Annotated in this window: 15 protein-coding genes, 13 tRNA genes and 1 rRNA gene; 26 read left to right on the forward strand and 3 right to left on the reverse strand. The window is 35.6% G+C overall.

Features of this window, described 5'->3' with window-relative positions; genetic code table 11:
* Positions 1-165 precede the first annotated feature (165 nt).
* The 14 genes from rrf (at position 166) to FPQ13_RS09850 (ending at position 1,686) form a co-directional block, all read left to right on the forward strand.
* Positions 166-281 (forward strand): 5S ribosomal RNA (gene rrf / locus FPQ13_RS09785).
* A 62-nt stretch (positions 282-343) separates the two neighbouring features.
* Positions 344-418: transfer RNA gene (locus FPQ13_RS09790), tRNA-Asn, on the forward strand.
* A gap of 8 nt (positions 419-426) precedes the next feature.
* A tRNA-Ser gene (locus FPQ13_RS09795) sits at positions 427-519 on the forward strand.
* Between the two features lie 12 nt (positions 520-531).
* Positions 532-606 (forward strand) — tRNA-Glu (locus FPQ13_RS09800).
* A gap of 20 nt (positions 607-626) precedes the next feature.
* A tRNA-Met gene (locus FPQ13_RS09805) sits at positions 627-703 on the forward strand.
* Between the two features lie 181 nt (positions 704-884).
* Positions 885-961: transfer RNA gene (locus FPQ13_RS09810), tRNA-Asp, on the forward strand.
* 20 nt (positions 962-981) lie between these two features.
* Positions 982-1,057: transfer RNA gene (locus FPQ13_RS09815), tRNA-Phe, on the forward strand.
* Between the two features lie 8 nt (positions 1,058-1,065).
* Positions 1,066-1,150: transfer RNA gene (locus FPQ13_RS09820), tRNA-Tyr, on the forward strand.
* Between the two features lie 11 nt (positions 1,151-1,161).
* A tRNA-Trp gene (locus tag FPQ13_RS09825) sits at positions 1,162-1,235 on the forward strand.
* Between the two features lie 10 nt (positions 1,236-1,245).
* Positions 1,246-1,318 (forward strand) — tRNA-His (locus FPQ13_RS09830).
* Between the two features lie 9 nt (positions 1,319-1,327).
* Positions 1,328-1,402 (forward strand) — tRNA-Gln (locus FPQ13_RS09835).
* A gap of 4 nt (positions 1,403-1,406) precedes the next feature.
* Positions 1,407-1,481: transfer RNA gene (locus FPQ13_RS09840), tRNA-Gly, on the forward strand.
* Position 1,482: 1 nt separating this feature from the next.
* Positions 1,483-1,553: transfer RNA gene (locus FPQ13_RS09845), tRNA-Cys, on the forward strand.
* 47 nt (positions 1,554-1,600) lie between these two features.
* Positions 1,601-1,686 (forward strand) — tRNA-Leu (locus FPQ13_RS09850).
* 163 nt (positions 1,687-1,849) lie between these two features.
* Here FPQ13_RS09850 and FPQ13_RS09855 read toward each other — a convergent pair.
* Together FPQ13_RS09855 and FPQ13_RS09860 are read right to left on the reverse strand one after the other, a co-directional pair.
* Positions 1,850-2,959 carry a tyrosine-type recombinase/integrase gene (locus FPQ13_RS09855; protein ID WP_144089162.1) on the reverse strand — a complete coding sequence of 370 codons (1,110 nt, stop codon included), beginning with the start codon at positions 2,957-2,959 and terminating at the stop codon, positions 1,850-1,852.
* A gap of 93 nt (positions 2,960-3,052) precedes the next feature.
* Positions 3,053-3,418 (reverse strand): DUF771 domain-containing protein, encoded by a 366-nt coding sequence (locus tag FPQ13_RS09860; protein WP_144089163.1) that lies wholly within the window; start codon positions 3,416-3,418, stop codon positions 3,053-3,055.
* Positions 3,419-4,024: 606 nt separating this feature from the next.
* On the opposite strand from FPQ13_RS09860, the gene FPQ13_RS09865 reads away from it, so the two are divergent.
* Both FPQ13_RS09865 and FPQ13_RS09870 read left to right on the forward strand, forming a co-directional pair.
* Positions 4,025-5,020 (forward strand): phage/plasmid replication domain-containing protein, encoded by a 996-nt coding sequence (locus tag FPQ13_RS09865; RefSeq protein WP_144089164.1) that lies wholly within the window; start codon positions 4,025-4,027, stop codon positions 5,018-5,020.
* 400 nt (positions 5,021-5,420) lie between these two features.
* The gene (locus FPQ13_RS09870) at positions 5,421-5,759 is read left to right on the forward strand and encodes a hypothetical protein (protein WP_144089165.1); all 339 of its coding nucleotides are present in this window, start codon (positions 5,421-5,423) and stop codon (positions 5,757-5,759) included.
* Positions 5,760-5,787: 28 nt separating this feature from the next.
* Here FPQ13_RS09870 and FPQ13_RS09875 read toward each other — a convergent pair whose 3' ends face one another.
* Entirely contained in the window at positions 5,788-6,282 is a 495-nt protein-coding gene (locus FPQ13_RS09875; RefSeq protein WP_144089166.1) for a phage antirepressor KilAC domain-containing protein, read from the reverse strand.
* A 537-nt stretch (positions 6,283-6,819) separates the two neighbouring features.
* On the opposite strand from FPQ13_RS09875, the gene FPQ13_RS09880 reads away from it, so the two are divergent.
* The 10 genes from FPQ13_RS09880 (at position 6,820) to FPQ13_RS09920 (ending at position 18,355) form a co-directional block, all read left to right on the forward strand.
* Positions 6,820-7,035, forward strand: coding sequence for a helix-turn-helix domain-containing protein (locus FPQ13_RS09880; RefSeq protein WP_144089167.1), 216 nt, complete (start codon positions 6,820-6,822; stop codon positions 7,033-7,035).
* A 126-nt stretch (positions 7,036-7,161) separates the two neighbouring features.
* The gene (locus tag FPQ13_RS13515; protein ID WP_186279644.1) at positions 7,162-7,323 is read left to right on the forward strand and encodes a hypothetical protein; all 162 of its coding nucleotides are present in this window, start codon (positions 7,162-7,164) and stop codon (positions 7,321-7,323) included.
* A 1,417-nt stretch (positions 7,324-8,740) separates the two neighbouring features.
* The gene (locus FPQ13_RS09885) at positions 8,741-9,544 is read left to right on the forward strand and encodes an abortive infection family protein (protein ID WP_144089168.1); all 804 of its coding nucleotides are present in this window, start codon (positions 8,741-8,743) and stop codon (positions 9,542-9,544) included.
* A 668-nt stretch (positions 9,545-10,212) separates the two neighbouring features.
* Complete coding sequence (locus FPQ13_RS09890; RefSeq protein WP_144089169.1) at positions 10,213-10,428, forward strand: hypothetical protein; 216 nt, start codon at positions 10,213-10,215, stop codon at positions 10,426-10,428.
* Positions 10,425-12,779 (forward strand): EcoAI/FtnUII family type I restriction enzme subunit R, encoded by a 2,355-nt coding sequence (gene hsdR, locus FPQ13_RS09895; RefSeq protein ID WP_144089170.1) that lies wholly within the window; start codon positions 10,425-10,427, stop codon positions 12,777-12,779. The genes FPQ13_RS09890 and hsdR overlap by 4 nt, the downstream gene beginning before the upstream one ends.
* 149 nt (positions 12,780-12,928) lie before the next feature.
* The gene (locus FPQ13_RS09900; RefSeq protein ID WP_144089171.1) at positions 12,929-14,368 is read left to right on the forward strand and encodes a class I SAM-dependent DNA methyltransferase; all 1,440 of its coding nucleotides are present in this window, start codon (positions 12,929-12,931) and stop codon (positions 14,366-14,368) included.
* Between the two features lie 14 nt (positions 14,369-14,382).
* On the forward strand, positions 14,383-15,798 hold the full coding sequence (locus FPQ13_RS13655; RefSeq protein WP_144089172.1) for a restriction endonuclease subunit S: 1,416 nt from the start codon (positions 14,383-14,385) through the stop codon (positions 15,796-15,798).
* A 281-nt stretch (positions 15,799-16,079) separates the two neighbouring features.
* A complete protein-coding gene (locus tag FPQ13_RS09910; protein ID WP_144089173.1) occupies positions 16,080-16,385 on the forward strand; it encodes a PadR family transcriptional regulator in 306 nt (101 codons plus the stop codon).
* On the forward strand, positions 16,382-16,825 hold the full coding sequence (locus FPQ13_RS09915) for a hypothetical protein (RefSeq protein ID WP_144089174.1): 444 nt from the start codon (positions 16,382-16,384) through the stop codon (positions 16,823-16,825). Before FPQ13_RS09910 ends, FPQ13_RS09915 begins: the two co-directional genes overlap by 4 nt.
* 210 nt (positions 16,826-17,035) lie before the next feature.
* Positions 17,036-18,355, forward strand: a complete 1,320-nt coding sequence (locus FPQ13_RS09920) for an ISL3 family transposase (RefSeq protein ID WP_246065472.1) — start codon at positions 17,036-17,038, stop codon at positions 18,353-18,355.
* Positions 18,356-18,464 lie beyond the last annotated feature (109 nt).

Raw genomic sequence — 18,464 nt, forward strand, 5'->3', positions numbered from 1 at the left:
TGAAGCTGACGGATACTAATCGGTCGAGGACTTAACTTACTTGATGATGTATTGCTTCTTATCTAGTTTTGAAGGTACATAATTTCAAATTGTATTGATTTTCTACTTGCTTTTTTGGCTGAAGGTTAATATAATATAGTTTGTCGCTAGTTAATCAATCACATATCCGGTGGCGATAGCAGAGAGGTCACACCTGTTCCCATTCCGAACACAGAAGTTAAGCTCTCTAGCGCCGATGGTAGTTGGGGTTTTTCCCCTGCAAGAGTAGGACGCTGCCGGGCATGTTGATCAATACTCCTAGCAACTCGGGAAGCATAATTAATATCAAGCTTTTTAACAACATTCCAGCGTAGCTCAGTGGTAGAGCAGTTGGCTGTTAACCAATTGGTCGCAGGTTCGAATCCTGCCGCTGGAGCCATATTATATGGAGAGCTGTCCGAGTTGGCCGAAGGAGCACGATTGGAAATCGTGTAGACCGTTACCACGGTCTCGAGGGTTCGAATCCCTCGCTCTCCGCCATATTACTTATATGGCCCGTTGGTCAAGTGGTTAAGACACCGCCCTTTCACGGCGGTAACACGGGTTCGAATCCCGTACGGGTCACCATTATTAAATTTCAATCATATCGCGGGGTGGAGCAGTCAGGCAGCTCGTCGGGCTCATAACCCGGAGGTCGCAGGTTCAAATCCTGTCCCCGCAACCAATTTAATCATCGCTTCTACGTCGAATTGACCTCAAAGCAAGATGAAATATGGAGTACTCGAAGAGTGCAACCAATTTAATCATCGCTTCTACGTCGAATTGACCTCGAAGCAAAATGAAATAGGGAGTACCCGTAGGGTGCAACCAAATTATTTACAACAGCTAGTTACATAATCTTAAATGGTCCGGTAGTTCAGTTGGTTAGAATGCCTGCCTGTCACGCAGGAGGTCGCGGGTTCGAGTCCCGTCCGGACCGCCATTTAAATAAAATATCTTTATGGCTTGGTAGCTCAGTCGGTAGAGCAAAGGACTGAAAATCCTTGTGTCGGCGGTTCGATTCCGTCCCAAGCCACCATTTTATTTGGAGGGGTAGCGAAGTGGCTAAACGCGGCGGACTGTAAATCCGCTCCCTCAGGGTTCGGGAGTTCGAATCTCTCCCCCTCCACCATTTTTATAAATAGGGGTATAGTTTAATGGTAAAACGAAGGTCTCCAAAACCTTTGATGTGGGTTCGATTCCTACTACCCCTGCCATTTTAATATGGCGGTCGTGGCGAAGTGGTTAACGCACCGGATTGTGGCTCCGGCATTCGTGGGTTCGATTCCCACCGGTCGCCCTCAATCTTTGGGCTATAGCCAAGCGGTAAGGCAACGGGTTTTGGTCCCGTCACTCCCAGGTTCGAATCCTGGTAGCCCAGCCATTTTGCGGAAGTAGTTCAGTGGTAGAACACCACCTTGCCAAGGTGGGGGTCGCGGGTTCGAATCCCGTCTTCCGCTCCATGGCGGCATAGCCAAGTGGTAAGGCAGAGGTCTGCAAAACCTTTATCACCGGTTCAAATCCGGTTGCCGCCTCTCAGTTACAACCGTTTTAATTATAGAACGCTGCCGTTTTATTACATGCCAGTGTGGCGGAATTGGCAGACGCGCGGGACTCAAAATCCCGTTCCCTTCATCGGGAGTGTCGGTTCGATCCCGACCACTGGTATACCAATATTAAGTTTCAATAAGATAGAAGTAAGGGGTCGAGCTCCTAAGCCTTATATAATAGGGTTTAGGGGCTCTTTTTTTGTTCTTGAGAATACGATAAGACAAGATATGTTCCGTTAGCACTTTACGCATTACTTTACGCATTACTTTACGCACTTTTTTTATACAGCCATATTTTCAAAAGTTTGTACTGTTAGTCTCTCGTCTTGTAATCGTAATTCTTTTAGAACATGTGTGTATTCTTTTAGAGTAGTCTCAATATCACTATGTCCAAGTCTTTCAGAAACATAATGAATGGATGCTTTTTTGAAAAGTAGGACGCTTGCGTGAGTGTGTCTTAGACCATGAATTGTTATTGGCTTTATATCTAATTCTAATAACAATTTTTTTAGTAGTTTATTAGCATTGGTGTTACTAATAACCTTGTACTTTGACTCTGGACTGAAAAAAACTAAATCATGTATATTTGATTCAGTTTTTTGAAATAGATTTTTAAAATGTTCCATTGTTAGTTTGTCAACCTTGATAGTTCGATTAGATTGTTCATTTTTTGTTGGTCCAAATCCTGAAGGTGAATCTTTTTTATATCCCCAAGACTTGTTAATGTTAATCGTGTTATTTTGGAAGTCAAAGTCCTTTCGAGTTAAACCAACGACTTCTCCAAATCTCATTCCTGATGTAAGAATTAAGAGCAATAGTGAATATCCTAATCCAGCATTAATGTTATTCCAAATGGATTTCAATAGTTTTTCACTCTCTTTATAACTTAAATGTTTCTCGTTTGACTTTTTGGCTTCAATAGTCCAAATTGGTGTTGTTTTTCGAGTGAAATCGATTTGAATTAATCGATCTTCTATTGCATCTCTAACGCAAGATCTAATATGACCATGGACTTTTGCTACTGTTTCCTTTGCCTTCCCTTGTCCGAATTCATTTAAGAATTTTTGATATTGTTGCCTTCTAATATCTTGAATAGGGATATTCGAGAAATGAGTTTTAATTGCGTTTAAGGTGTAGTCATAATGTTTCAGTGTTGTTGGACTAACAATTGGTTCTTTGTATAATTCAATCCAGTTTTCAAAATAATCGTCAAAAGACTTCTTCTCAAAAAGTTGATAAGTTCCTTTTGCTTTTTGAACCTCAATTTCAGCAGCCCATACTTTTGCTTCAGTTTTAGAATTAAAAGACCTCCTTATAGGTTTGGATTTACCGCCAACAAAATTGCTTACTGAAGCCTCGTATTTTTTTCCTCTTTTCCGAATGTATGCCATAAATAACCACCTCTCTTATAAAGGTGATCTTATGGGTCTTTAATGATGTCACCTTTAATTATACATGAATTGTTTTTATTTTGAGTCTTGGGATCATGCTACATTATTTACTTCTGCAAATATGTTCTGAAAATTACTATCAAGAAAATCTGCCATTTTTCCAGCATGAAAAGACCAGGACTGTCCTTTTGTCTTTGGATAGTAGACAAACCCGCCATTATTGACGTCAAGTAATTTTCTGAATTTCGAAGGATAAAGTATATTTTCTTTAATCCATTCATTTTTTCTATTTATTCGAGATTCAAGATCTTTCATTGTCCAATAAACACCTTTTAACTGTGCTTGTTTTAATTCTTGTAGTTCAACTTTTGAAATCATTACGGAGTCATCAGGAATAGGAATCTGAATATTTACGCAGAGTTGTTGTGGTGGATAATACTGAGGGTAATCAGTACTCATTATGGATTCACCACCTTTTCAGTAGCGTATGAGGAATAGGTTTGATTGCTTACTGGTTGATTAATGAAGTTGAATTGGGGATTTAGGGAGTTTGTGATGGAATGAAACATGTAGGGGTTTAATATAATCATAGTTGAAACCTCCTGCGTGGATTTAGAAGGAATAAAATGAGGGATTGACCATCTCACATTAGAAGTAGATATGGCCAATTTTTAGAACTGAAGTGTTATGTATCTATCATATAATCGATTTTTAAATTAATCAAAGTTATTTGGTTCGAGCTCTAAAAAATGTTTTTTAATATAAAGAGGATTAATATTCATAGTAAAAAACTGTCAAGGTACTGAATGTAGAATAACGCTTTTGATTATAAAGCTATTATCAAGTCTTTTCACTAAACCATTAATAGATAAATGTTATCTGATTATGGTAGAACCACTAAGCAGTTATAAACAAATTATTATAGTAATAGTATCCCCTATCACACAAAAATGTGTGAACGACCACATAATAAATAAGTTGGTTTGGGAATAACATTAACACTATAAACCCTTGGTATTACAGTGTTTGTAGCTTCCCGTAGCCAAGAAAAGGGAGATGCTAAATATGATTCACTCGTTTGAGTTTTATCTTGAAGTTGATGATTGTGCTATTAATCAATTGCTTACCACTTACGGATTATCGGGTAATTCAATGAGTAACGTAAAATCGGTAGTTAAATCGATTAATCAAAAAATAATTCATTTGTTCGATGGAATCAAGTTTACAACGTTAAGAGAGAAACATAAAAGAAGTTATTACTTATCGCTCAAGGTAGACTTAGTTAAACTCTTAACCAGAAACAATATTGAAGAAAAAGATTATCAATTGATCCATGAAAGAATACAAGATATGATAAATCATTCATTTGGCATGCACGTTTCATTTGAATCACATGTATTGACTCGAATTGATTATAAACATGATGTGTATTTGAATAATGAAGCTGAAAGCGAATTGTTGTTCCATTTAATTGAAAAGCAAACAAACAAATACCGTCAAAAAACAAAAATCCGTTGGATGAAAGATGAAAACGGAATACCTTATCGCTTTACTTCAAGTCAATATCATAAAAACGCAAGCAGTGAGCTTTTTGTATATAACAAGGAGTTGGAGAGAAAAGCAAAAAACGAACCTATTTCTAACTATCAGAACATGGTTAGAGTGGAATTAAGACTTAGAAATGGCCACTTAAATTCTAAAAAAAGACAAGACGAAATACTATTTGGCAAGAAACTATCAAATTATTTCTCAGATGCTTTACGTCGTGAGTACTTCCAATCTCATGTAGTACCTATTATGCATTCGGGAGATTATTGTAAAATTAATTTAGTCAGACAAAAATTAAAATTAAGTAATTTTTCAAAAGTTAAGAAAGAGAGGTTGGAAGATTTCATGATATCAATATCTCGAGGTTCTTTGGACACTCCTAAAAACCATCTTTCTCCAGCCACATACCGAAACTATCTGAAAGAATTATCCTCTCTCGGGATCAACCCAATTTTAATTCCAAAGAATCGAAAAGACTTTCCTTCGTTTTTCAAAAATCCCTTTAGTTTTTGATGAGACCAGCTTCGTGAAATCAACAATACAAACCATTAAATGGGTAAAAAAAAGACGCAGTTCATATTTGTGAAGGCGTCTTTTTGTTTAAAATGCCTCGATTATAAATGTGCCAATATCAACAATGTTGTTTACTTAACTGTATAAAACGAGATGCCGAATAACGCTTGTGTCATGTTGAAATTATTAATCTATTATGTATAATTATTGGTAAAGATTAAATTTATTCTCTCTAAAATTATACACTTTCTTATAAAGGTTGAGAGCAATGATAGTATTAGATGTTATTATTATTAATAAATTGTATTCAAGAAAAAGACCTTCCTCTAATTTGAGGGACAGGTCTTTTTTTGTTCCCATTGACTATAATCAATGGTTTAGATTAGAAGGGGGTGAGAATATGGTTAACAGAGAATCATTTGAAAATATGATTAAAATGATGGTGAATAGAGGTAATTTCGACACTAAAGAAAAGCAGTTTATTTCAAAGTTCTTCTCTTATAGAAACTTAACTGAAGAGAATCAAAACCAAATATTAGTGATAAAACGAGATGATATTGACAATTTTATTTCTCCTAATGAATTAAATAATTTCTTGGATGATTTTTCAGGAAAGGTAATAAAACCATCTCTGGAAGGTGATTCACTTGCTTGGTATGTGCCTTTTAATTCAGTTATTCTAGATGAAAATTATTTGGAGATAGGAGTTGATTATGATGGCTTGAAGCAACTATGCTAATGGAAAAAACCCTCCTTGTCTGGAGGGTTTACTCTTCATATTTTCGAATAAAGTCAAGAAAACACTGACTGATTAGTGTGTTAAGACGAAGATGTGGAAATCTTGTAGCTAAATTCTGAAAGCGAGAATAAATATCAGAATTAACTTGAACACTCTTAATCACCGATTTTGCTTTAGGATCATAAACCTCAGGTTCGATTATAGGCTGTTTACTTGAAAATTCTATAATTCTTTTGAGTTCATCAATGTTCTCAGTCAAAAAATCCATCAGGTCATCTGTGTGAGATGAGGAGTTTGGTTTCATTTTTTTGTATTCTTGAAGAGGAACTAGTTTATAATACATCTTGTCTACTTGATGATACTGGAAATTTCCCTCTCGCATAATTTTGCTAAAAGTAGATGGTGACATTCCTAGATTTTTGGCTACATTTTTCAAATGATTACTTGTTTCTTTTTGTAACAATGTGTTCACATAAACAACTCGTTCCATTGGTTCCATTTTCATAAGTCGTTGTTGACCCATATTGATTCCCCCTTTAATTTTTTCATATTTTTATACTAGTTAATTACTTGAATAACTATAACTGAGTGAGGAGGATATAAGAGTTTTGTTTATGTAATTTACTTAATATCTAATAATGACTGACGTGTCTTATAAGGAGGTGAGAATCATAGACAAGGAACCACCGAAAAAGACGGGCTGACCTAAAATTAGCTAGAGTATCTTTATCAAACAAACAAAGAAGGTTAGTGGAAAGAAATGAAGCGATGCACCATCATTTAGTACAGCAAGGTCTTGAAAGCCCATACATTTTATCAGAAAAAGTTTTAGAACATATTATTCTTGACGGGTATAGATCAAACGAAATTCTAGGCGAGTTTAGGAAAAGAATATCGAAATATAAAAAATAGCGTTTTAGCACATTCATCAATCTATAGATATCAGATACTTTAACTTGCAATTTTATTAAGTTATGAAACCTCTGATTTCATACTAGAATAGATAGAACAAAAAAATAGGAACTGATCTGGTATCAGTATTGAAAAGGGGATAGTAGTAATGGATTTAGATATTGCAAAGTTAATAAAGGTAGAGAAATCAAAAAACGGATTCACTTATGAAAAAATTGCAACTGAAGTTGGATGTAGCTCTTCCTATGTATTCAGATTAGAGAAAGGGTTACGAAAGGAACCTTCTTACACTGTCGTGAAAAGAATGATAGAAATGTTCGGATTAAGTGAGGATGACTTAGAGAAGTACCGAAGAAAAGGCTAGGAGTTTAAGCTGAAAACTGGATAGGAAATGCAACTGGATAGAGATGTTAAAACTAAAGTAAAGTTGTTGGGAAACCAACAACATTACTTTAGTTATTGACATAAAAGTCGGAAGGAAGTGGAGTATTTGGATTTTAAGATCGACATAATGAGGCAAGAATATGACAAACTTGTTGTTAAAGCAGGAATATTAAATATTGCCCTGCAGCTCGTCGAAGATGAAATGTATACAAAAGAAATGGCAGCAGCAGAATTAATAGAACTTCTAGATACGATTCAGTCAGTTTAAGAATTAGAAGCGAGTATTTAGACAGCAAATTAGTCATGAAACCCAATGAGCAAAATCTTCATTTGGATATCATTTGGTATTTCAATGGAGAATAACATATAATAAAACCATAAAGTATAAAGAAGACAGAACCGTGTGGTGACGGATCTGCCTTTCAAGCTATAGACTTGGCTTCCCTCAAAAGGGATTAGCACAAGGGTTACAAAAGTAGACACCCGAGCCGTCAAACTCAGGGGTGTCTATTTTGCTTTATTTTACCTTTTCAATTGATTTATATCCATTACTTGGTACGATAGTATACATAGATTGTCTATGTTTTGACATGGGCAGTCTTGGAAGACTACTGAATCCCATCAAGAGGGGTCGGTGGCTTTTAGGAAAGTAATCCCTCACCACGCTGCTACTGTGCATGGGGGATTATTTTTTATGGTTATTATCAGATAAGAAAATGAACTAATAATAACAATTGATAAAGTTGTTTAAACAACTTCATTGATTACCACTGCTTGAATTAAGTTGTGGAATCAGTGTATAACAACTTAAGCAATATGATGTTGGATAAACTTAAACACTTGTTCTCATATCGAGTACAGTTTTTTTATGCTCATATTAACTATTATTTATGGCTTGATCGAAACATAACGTTTAAAGGATGGTGTTATCGATAGACTGACACATAACGTTTGTAGGATGATGTTAGTTATAGATAGGAATGAAGCATAACATTTATAGTATGTACTATAACATTTATGGGATGGATTTTTAAAAAAACCACATAATTAGGAACTTTTTTAGAATTATCTTTTGTTCAGCTCAAATTTCATGCTAATAGTCAATAAAATGCCATCTATTACAGTGTTTTTAGCTCTGTCAGTCCTACAAAAGTTATCTTTCGTCCTACATTTGTTATGTTTAGTCCCACAAAAGTTATCTTTAGAATTAATTTATTTAAATTGTGGATTATAGACTAAGGAGTTTGTCTTTAACCATGTACCGAGGATTCTGGTTAATGACAGGTATTAATAAGTGGAAATACCTGCGGAGTCAGTTAAGACGTTAATTTATTTCGTAATCAAGAAAAAATTCATTAATGGACTTGGTGAGGTAGGGTAGAGCAAATGACTTAAGTAAAGTGGTTGTTTTTCCAACAACAATGAATTAAGCCATTAACATTACGAATATCTTTATGGGGTTAGTATTCCAAACTTAATTAGGATATAATAAAATCAAGAGGTCCAGGAAAGACAGGTCGGGTGGTGACGATTCTGCTTTCAATCAATAAATTTGGATTTCTCAAAAGGGATTAGCACAAGGGTTTACAAGAAGTAGACACCCGAGCCGTGAAAACTCAGGGGTGTTTATTTTTTTGTAATAAGAATTTGGCTATTTAAAATAAAAAGTTGATAGGAGTACCGATATGTGGAAATTAGGGAGAGTAGAAGTAAATAGCGTCGTTTCTTATATTGGTGTGAGAGGGGGATATTTAGGAGATTTTTCATATTCAACTCACGCTGAGTTCTATCCTGCATACTGTGGGTTGGACATAAACCCAAATGAATATAACGGAACTACAAGAGAACGCTTTATTAAAATATTGTCAGAATCTGATTCAAGAAATCAGTCAAAGATACTTTCAGGAGTCCTTCAAAAGTATCCATTGAATAAATTTGAAGATAAACTTCAAGAAGGATTCATTACACCTATAGATTATAAGAGTAAAGAAAGATTGCATGGGGAAATAACCCAGTGGATTACACAGCTAAAGGGAGAAATAATTGACCAAGGCAACCTAAAACATGACATCGAATTTGTAAATGAGGTATTGCTCCAAGCTGATATCTTGATTGCAAATCATTCCTATAGTAGTGCCGTTGATCGAGTTCATACAGCACTACACGGCTACATGAAAGAATTATGTGATGAACAAAATATTACTTTTGAAGACCAGTATGTTAAGATTCAGGATATGTGGGGAAAATTCAAGATGGAACACCCAAGTTTCAACATTGATATTAAAAAACATCAACGACCTATCAATAAAACTGTCAACGCTATAGGCAAGTTTCTTGAGAACATGAGTGACATTAGAAATAAACATGTTTTTTCTCATCCGAATGATGACATCATAGAGGAGTATGAGGCAAATTTTATAATCAATCTATCAAGAGCCTTATTGTATTACATAGACAGTAAGACAAACGAATATAGAACAAATAATTAAGCTAACGGGAGGGTTTTGCTTAATAGAAAACTTTTGTCTATCTAATTCTTATATAAAATATAGAATAGTTCCAACAGTGTGCATTGGTTGAAGAAGACAATATTATTAAATAGAACTTCCGAAAGTGGAAGCTCTATTTTTTTTATCTTATATTGCCAATAAACATTAACATAGCCTTAATTTTTGAAGTTTATGTTTAACAACAATTCAATAGACTTAGAGGGTCTAACCCTTAATTATTATTTAATCAATTTCTTCAAATAGCTAATAGTATATAAATTTCCATTTGATATATCGAAAATTCAGGTGTTACTTTATAGTCTTGTACCTCCAGATAAAATCCTGTCACTCAATAGTTATATCAGTTTTTTGCTTAAAACTTGGATAAACATAACCCATATAAATCCTCGTTAAAAAATGATATCAGTATAAAAATAACAGAAACCATCCTTAACGAAAACTATCTTGATGGAACTTATGTAAATGGGTTTATTTGTAGACAAAAAAGCAAGCCTTATTAAGGATAAACTCCATTTTAGGTACTCCGAAGAGACAGACCAAACCTGTTTTGACTAATGGCAAATGCTGTAATTTGCTGATATAATGGAGTTGTACATAATTTATTTTTTTATTCTAATAAAAACTCTTCTGTTATTGGAGGATGAGTTATGAAATTTACATATTTTAACGATACGGAGAGAAAGGTAACAATCCATCCAGGTACATTTATACGAGGGTGTGAAGGAAGTGATCTTCCTATTAAACCTTTGGAAGAACGAACATTTATTTTGCCTGAAAATACATATGCATACCTAAAAATGTGGGATTACGGTCCTGAATTGGGGTTACAGATTCTAATTATTCCAAGGAGTGATTCTGAGTGAATAAAAAAGATATGACAGAAAGGGATATTTGCACTAAATTCATTACTCCCGCTTTAGAAAAATCGGGTTGGGACATCAACAGACAGATTCGTGAAGAACATACATTTACGGATGGACGAGTGATTGTTCGAGGTAACCTCACCGCCAGAGGTAAAAAGAAACGGGCAGACTACATACTTTCATACAAACCACAACACCCACTTGCGATTATCGAGGCAAAAGATAACAAGAAACCCATTGGCGGTGGGTTGCAACAAGCCATTGAGTATGGAGATATACTTGATATTCCATTCGTTTACTCATCAAATGGAGATGGGTTTATTGAAAGAGACATGATTACGGGAAAAGAACGGGAGTTAAGACTTGATGAGTTCCCAACTCCTGAGGTGTTATGGCAGCGATATAAGCAAGAAAAAGGAATTACAGACAAGCAAGAAGAGTTGATTAGTGAACCGTATTACTTTGCAGAAGGTGACAAAACACCTCGTTATTATCAACGGGTCGCCATTAACCGAACAATCGAAGCAATCGCTAAAGGTCAGAACAGACTTCTTTTGGTTATGGCAACAGGTACGGGGAAGACATACACGGCGTTTCAAATTATTCACCGTCTATGGAAATCGAAAACTGCGAAAAAGGTATTATTCTTAGCAGACCGAAATATCTTGGTCGATCAGACGAAACAAGATGATTTCAAACCGTTTGGAGATGTCATGACGAAGATTGAAAATAGGCACATGGATAGTTCCTATCAAATTTATTTATCCCTGTATCATCAGCTATCTGGCAATGGTGATGAAATGGAGAATTTTAAAGAGTTTTCTCCAGATTTCTTTGATTTAATTGTCGTTGATGAGTGTCATAGAGGTTCTGCCAGAGAAGAATCAAGATGGCGGAGAATACTTGAGTATTTTTCTTCATCTATACAAATCGGACTTACAGCAACACCAGCCGAGACAGATGAAGTAAGCAACATTCACTACTTTGGAAAACCGATTTATACATATTCTCTAAGACAGGGAATCGATGATGGCTTCTTGGCTCCTTATAAAGTGATTCGTGTTGGATTAGATCGTGACTTAGAGGGTTATCGTCCAGAGCAAGGTAAGCTGGATAAGTATGGAGAATTAGTGGAAGACAGAGAATTCTACCTTACAGACTTTGATAAAAATTTAGTTCTAGAAAAACGAACTGAATTGGTGGCTAAAAAAGTAACAGAGTTTTTGAAAAAAACAGACCGTTTTGCTAAAACCATTGTGTTTTGTGTGGATATTGACCATGCAGAACGAATGAGACATGCTCTAGCAAAAGAGAATAGTGATATGATTGCTGAAAACCCTCGGTATGTTTTGAGAATTACAGGTGACAACCAAGAGGGAAAAGACCAACTAGATAACTTTGCTGATGAAGACAGTAACTATCCAACAATTGTGACTACCTCAAAGTTGCTTACAACAGGTGTAAATATTAAAACGTGCAAGTTAATCGTGTTGGATAGTCATATCAATAGTATGACTGAATTCAAACAGATTATTGGTCGGGGAACTCGCCTGAAACCTGATTATGGAAAAGAATACTTCACCATCATGGACTTTAGAAATGTATCTCGTTTGTTCGCAGATCCAAACTTTGATGGGGACCCTGTACAGATTTATGAGCCAGGTGAAGGTGATGATATTGTTCCTCCAGATGACGAAGATGATCTAACTGGTGAAGATCCAGAAGGTTGGGGTGGACCTGGAGGAAATGAACCACCAGATGATGGGTGGGATGACGGTCATGGAGACAACCGAAAACCAAAATATTACCTTGATGATGTTGGCGTGAAAGTCGTTAATCAACGGGTTCAATATTATGACGAAGGCGGAAAGCTCATTACAGAAAGCCTAAGAGACTATTCCAAAAGAGGGATTCTCAAAGAATATGCCACTTTGGACGAGTTCATTAACCATTGGCAGAATGAGGCGAGAAAAGAAGCTATTATTGAGGCATTGAAAGAACAAGGCGTGCTACTGGATGCTTTAAGAGAAGAAGTCGGCAAGGATTTGGATGAATTTGATTTGATTCTTCACATTGCCTTCGACCAAAAACCACTGACTCGTTCAGAAAGAGCGAGACAAGCGAAACAAGAAGATTATCTATCCAAGTATTCGGATACTGCTAAGCAAGTGTTAGAAACCCTGCTGGACAAATATAAAGACGAAGGACGATTTGATTTCAGAGATATTCGTGTGTTGAAGTTGGAACCTTTCGATGAGTTTGGTAATCCAATGAAAATTGCAAAAGAGTTCGGTGGTAAAGAAGGATACCTAAAAGCCGTAGAGGAAGTTGAGGAACATTTATATGCATAATACACGCGAAGAGAGGAGAGAGATCATTTCCTCTTCTCTCTTTTTTTAACCTGCTATTAAAGCCGCAATAATGATATGATTTAGTTGTTGACTTCATAGGAAAGAGGAATAGTAAATACTTAAATTAATTGGTATAGAGGAGGCTACATATGACCATTCAAAATATGATTAAACGTATCCAGAACATTATGCGTCAAGATGCTGGGGTGGATGGCGATGCTCAGCGGATTGCCCAGCTCGTTTGGATGTTGTTTTTGAAAGTGTATGATTCAAAAGAAGAATTCTGGGAATTTGCAGAAGATGATTATGAATCAATTATCCCTGAAGAGTGCCGCTGGAGGAATTGGGCGATTGATCACAAAGACGGTGAAGCTCTTACAGGTGATGATTTATCTGATTTTGTCGATACGGTGTTGTTCCCAACGTTAAAGGAATTAGAAATTGACGAGCTGACAGAGAAACGAAAAGCAATAGTGAAGTATGTCTTTGAAGATGCGAACAACTATATGAAAAGCGGAACATTATTGCGACAAGTCATTAACGTACTGAATGAAGTGGATTTCACGGAGAATGATGAACGTCATGCGTTTAATGACATTTATGAGAAAATCCTAAAAGACTTACAAAGTGCAGGTTCAGCAGGTGAATTCTATACACCAAGACCATTAACAGAATTCATCGTAGAGATGGTTGACCCACAAGTCGGGGAGACGATTGCCGATTACGCTAGTGGTACAGGAGGGTTTTTAACTTCAGCTCTGGAGCATATGGAAGATCAAATCAAAACACCAGAAGACCAGGATACTGTACAACGAAACTTAATTGGTGTGGAGAAGAAGCCATTGCCTTATCTATTGGCCATAACGAATATGATTTTACATGACATTGATGAGCCGAACATTCTCCATGATAACTCCTTGACGAAAAATGTGCGTGATTTTAACGATGATGAAAAAGCAGATGTCATCATCATGAATCCACCATACGGGGGAACTGAGGAAAAATCCATTCAGATTAACTTCCCAACAGCATTGCAGTCATCCGAAACAGCGGATCTATTCATGGCCATGATCTTATATCGACTCAAAAAAGATGGAAGAGTGGGAATCGTACTTCCGAACAGTTTTCTCTTTGGTGATGACCGAGCGAAGTTGGCGATTAAGGAAAAGCTCCTAGAAGAGTTTAATCTACATACCATTGTCCGTATGCCTGAAGGCGTATTCTCACCTTACACTTCGATTGAGACGAATTTGTTGTTCTTTGACAAAACGGGTCCAACAAAAGAAGTGTGGTACTTTGAACATCCACTTCCCGAAGGTTATGCACGTTATTCAAAGACAAGACCGTTGAAGAAACAGGAGTTTGACATAGCGAAACAGTGGTGGCATGACCGTGAAGAAAATGAACATGCGTGGAAAGTATCCATCGAAGAAATCAAAAAGCGTAATTACAACTTAAACATTAAGAATCCGAATGCCGAAGATGGAGAAGTGAATCAAAAATCAGCTTTGGAAATTATTAAGGAATTACAGACATCACAAGAAGAAGTGTTTGGGATTATGGAAGCCTTGGAAGATGAGTTGAAGTAAGAGGAGGTGCATGAATGTCTGTAACGATTGAAACCATTAAGCAAAAGATACTGGAACAAGCAATGCGTGGCGAATTAGTCGAACAAGATCCAAATGATGAGCCTGTGGAGATATTGCTTGAGCAGATAAAAGAAGAGAAGGAAAAACTTATAAAAGAGAAGAAGATAAAGAAACAAAAACCAATGCAGCCGATAGAGGAAGATGAAATCCCATATGAATTGCCTAAAGGTTGGCAGTGGGTGAGGTTGGGAGAAGTGGCGGAACTTTTAAATGGTAGGGCGTATAAAAAGCATGAACTACTTGATGAAGGAGAAGGTAGAACACCAGTTTTAAGAGTGGGGAACTTCTTTACGAATAATAGCTGGTACTATTCTGATTTAGAACTCAGTGATGATAAGTATTGTGATAATGGGGACTTGCTATACGCATGGTCGGCATCTTTTGGTCCAAAAATATGGAATGGAGGGAAAGTGATCTATCATTACCATATTTGGAAAGTGAATATCTTTGGCGGTGTAAGTAAACAATTTTTATACTTTTTACTTTTAAAAGATGTTATAGATATAAAAGATGTTACAACTGGAAGTACTATGATTCATGTAACTAAAGCGAATATGGAAAAAAGGCTCTTTCCACTCCCGCCTATCCAAGAACAGTTCCGTATCGCTGAAAAGATAAAATCCCTATTTAGCCTATGTGACAAATGGGAAGAAGAAGTAACAAAACAACAGAACCATCTATCCGTCTTGCGCAACAAGGTATTAGATGATGCGATGAGAGGGTTGCTTGTCGAACAAGATGAGAGTGACGAACCTGCTGAGAAATTGCTTGAGAAGATTGGGGAAGAAAGGGAACAATTAATTAAAGAGAAGAAAATAAAGAAACAGAAAGCCTTGCCGCGGATTGAGGAAGATGAAATCCCGTATGACATTCCAGAGAATTGGAGTTGGGTGAGGTTTGGGGATGTTAGCTTTAATCGTGACGGAGAGAGAGTCCCGCTTTCCAAAAGTGAAAGAGAAAGTAGGAGCGGTAAATATGATTACTACGGGGCTTCTGGTGTGATAGATAAAATAGATGATTATATTTTCAATGAATCATTATTGCTTATTGGAGAAGATGGGGCTAATTTAATAAGAAGGAAAACTCCTATTGCTTTTATTGCAGAAGGAGAGTATTGGGTTAACAACCATGCTCATGTTATAGATGCAATGGAATTTACTATGTTAAAATTCCTTGAGTTTTATATCAATAGCATTGATTTGAAGCCTTATGTTACTGGTACCGCACAACCAAAATTGAATCAATCAAGTTTAAACAAAATCTTAATTGCTCTTCCCCCACTAAATGAACAAAAGAGAATTGTCGAAAAGATTGAGAACATATATGAATATATCGATCAGTTAGAAAAACATATGGTTCTTCCGAAATAAATCACGCTGTTAGATAAAAATTGTATTATTAATAGTAGGATTGTAATACTAGTTTTAAAAGTAAGGTTTAATAAAAAGGGGTATTCGGATTATCGTGTGGAAAACCCATATTAAAGTTTAATTTTTACATAATACTAAATCGGATAATCGTGTGGAAATACTTTTAACGATATAACTTAACACGAATTAATTTATTTTATTGACATTATCTCAAATATAGTTTACTATTACGTTATACGATATAACACTGAACGTAATAATTATTGGAAGGGAGTGGGAACGTGGTTAAGAAAAACAGATTTTCGGAACCTTCATTATTGATATTAATAAGTCTTGCTGAAAAAAAACGTCACGGCTATGCAATTATGGACGACATTGAAAAAAATTATGACATCAAGTTAGGCCCAGGTACATTATACGGAGCAATTTCACGTTTAGAGAAAGCAGGGTATATAAGTGTCCTTGAATCACAAGACCGTAAAAAGCCTTACAAGCTGACAGAGGAAGGACAAATATATTTAACTGAGCAAATTAAAGAAATTCAAAAAGTTACCTCACTTGGTATGAAAAGGCTTGGTTTAGCATGAAGTGGTTTATTTATCTGTATCCTAAAAGCTGGAGAAGACGGTATGGCACTGAGTTAATTGAGGTAATAAAACAAACAGACATGTCATTTAAAACAATATTTGACTTGCTTTTAGGCGTAATTGATGCTTGGCACATAGAACTAAGAGAAAGGGAGATTTATGGATTTCGTATGAGTCAAGTATTAGCTTTAATTAGCTTAATTAATGTCCTTATTATTTCAAAATTGATATCGTTAAGGGAGGTTATTTTGTTGGAACAAATTGCGTTGATAGTCGCTATGTTATCATTTTTCTTAGCGATTGTTGTTTTAATAGTGAATATGTTTAAAGTTGGAATTATACCAGCCTTTTCAATTAAAACAAGGTTAGCTAAAATATCAGTTGGTTTAATGGGATCTTATGCAATCTTTTTTGTAACATTTTTAGTCTTAGCAAATTAATTAAGTAATCAAACATTGTGTTACTAAAGAGTTGTACGGTTCTTTCCCTCACAGACAAGTATAAATGATTTTTAGGAAGAATCCATTTTTGAACCAAGCCTTTCTCAAAGTGGATTCTTTTTTTGTTTTATTAATTTTGAAATTCAAATAGAAATTTGACATACCTTTTTTTTCAATTTAGAAACGATAATTTAGTAAAGGATAGTATTAATGTTAACCAATATGATTAATCTACCAAACTTTAATATTCTGGATATGAAAGAAAGTGAATATGATTATAGATTCTTAGTTGAGACTACTGCTCTATCTCCTTCGCATTGTTCAAAGTGTGGTACCGTTGCAAACCTATATAAACATGGTAAGAAACAACAGTTATTTTTCGACCTGTCAATGCATGCAAAACGTGTTGGTATTTATGTCAATCGCCAACGATATAAATGTAGGGAATGTAATGAAACATTTTTTGAAAATTTGCCAGATATGGATGTCAATCGTTCTGTTACTAATAGGCTAATTAATTGGATTAAAGAAGCAAGCCTTGAAAAGACGTTTACCAGTGTTGCAGAAGAGATTGGCGTTGATGAGAAAACTGTACGAAACATTTTTAATGACTACGTTGATGAGCTTGAAGCTCAAACTGATTTTAGAACTCCTAAATGGCTTGGTATTGATGAAGTCCATTTGCTTAAAAACTATCGTTGTGTCATCACTGATGTTGAAAACAAGTCAGTAATTGACATCTTACGGAAACGTAATAAGGATACTGTTATCAGTTACCTTTCAAAGCTCCAAGACATTGATAAAATTGAACTTGTAGCAATGGATATGTGGAATCCATATAATAGTGCTGTTAACACAGTGATACCACATGCCAAAATTGTTATTGATAAATTCCATGTCGTTAAATTAGCCAATGAAGCCTTAGAGAAAATCCGAAAAGCTAACCGTCAAAATGTGTCAGCAAAAGAACGCAGACAACTTATGAGAGATCGTTATGTGCTTCTTACAAGGAGTAAAGACTTAATAGACTTTGATGACCAGATAAAGCTACAAATATGGACTCAAAACTTTCCACTGCTTGGGCAGACTTATGAACTTAAAGAGAAATTCTTTGACATCTATGAAGCCGAATCAATCAACAATGCTTATAAACTCTATCAAAATTGGCTTTCAAATGTACCTAAAGAATTAATGACTTATTTTGAAGATCTGATTAAGGCTATGAATAATTGGGAAGAAGAAATATTCAATTACTTCGATTCTCCTATTACAAACGCTTATACGGAGTCCCTGAATCGTTTAATTAAGACAATGAACCATGTTGGTCTGTTGGTCGTGGTTACTCTTTTGAAGCCCTTAGAGCAAAGATTTTGTTTACTCAAGGCTATCGTAAAGTTAAAAAGAAAAAGAAATTCAAAGAAGTTGAAGTTACTTTCGGAAAAATGTTACCAGATCAATTCCCAAATTGGTCACAAACTGGTTATGAATGGGTGTATGAAGAAATTTATGGTGCTGATTTTTCCACACTGATTAAAGCTATGGAAGAGGGTACTTTTTAACCCTCTTTCCACACTATTTTCCGATTACCCATAAAAAGGTAGTTCCTAACTGATTCATGAAAGGAACCACCTTATTAAGC

It is taken from the genome of Allobacillus salarius, assembly GCF_007559425.1.
Taxonomy (GTDB): Bacteria; Bacillota; Bacilli; order Bacillales; family Alkalibacillaceae; genus Allobacillus; species Allobacillus salarius.

Coding starts and splice junctions, on each gene's coding strand:
- FPQ13_RS09920 (WP_246065472.1), top strand. CDS start 17,036: ATGTTAACCAATATGATTAATCTACCAAACTTTAATATTCTGGATATG.
- FPQ13_RS09875 (WP_144089166.1), bottom strand. CDS start 6,282: ATGGGTCAACAACGACTTATGAAAATGGAACCAATGGAACGAGTTGTT.
- FPQ13_RS09900 (WP_144089171.1), top strand. CDS start 12,929: ATGACCATTCAAAATATGATTAAACGTATCCAGAACATTATGCGTCAA.
- FPQ13_RS09915 (WP_144089174.1), top strand. CDS start 16,382: ATGAAGTGGTTTATTTATCTGTATCCTAAAAGCTGGAGAAGACGGTAT.
- FPQ13_RS09880 (WP_144089167.1), top strand. CDS start 6,820: ATGGATTTAGATATTGCAAAGTTAATAAAGGTAGAGAAATCAAAAAAC.
- FPQ13_RS09860 (WP_144089163.1), bottom strand. CDS start 3,418: ATGAGTACTGATTACCCTCAGTATTATCCACCACAACAACTCTGCGTA.
- FPQ13_RS09865 (WP_144089164.1), top strand. CDS start 4,025: ATGATTCACTCGTTTGAGTTTTATCTTGAAGTTGATGATTGTGCTATT.
- FPQ13_RS09870 (WP_144089165.1), top strand. CDS start 5,421: ATGGTTAACAGAGAATCATTTGAAAATATGATTAAAATGATGGTGAAT.
- FPQ13_RS09890 (WP_144089169.1), top strand. CDS start 10,213: ATGAAATTTACATATTTTAACGATACGGAGAGAAAGGTAACAATCCAT.
- FPQ13_RS09855 (WP_144089162.1), bottom strand. CDS start 2,959: ATGGCATACATTCGGAAAAGAGGAAAAAAATACGAGGCTTCAGTAAGC.
- FPQ13_RS13655 (WP_144089172.1), top strand. CDS start 14,383: ATGTCTGTAACGATTGAAACCATTAAGCAAAAGATACTGGAACAAGCA.
- FPQ13_RS09885 (WP_144089168.1), top strand. CDS start 8,741: ATGTGGAAATTAGGGAGAGTAGAAGTAAATAGCGTCGTTTCTTATATT.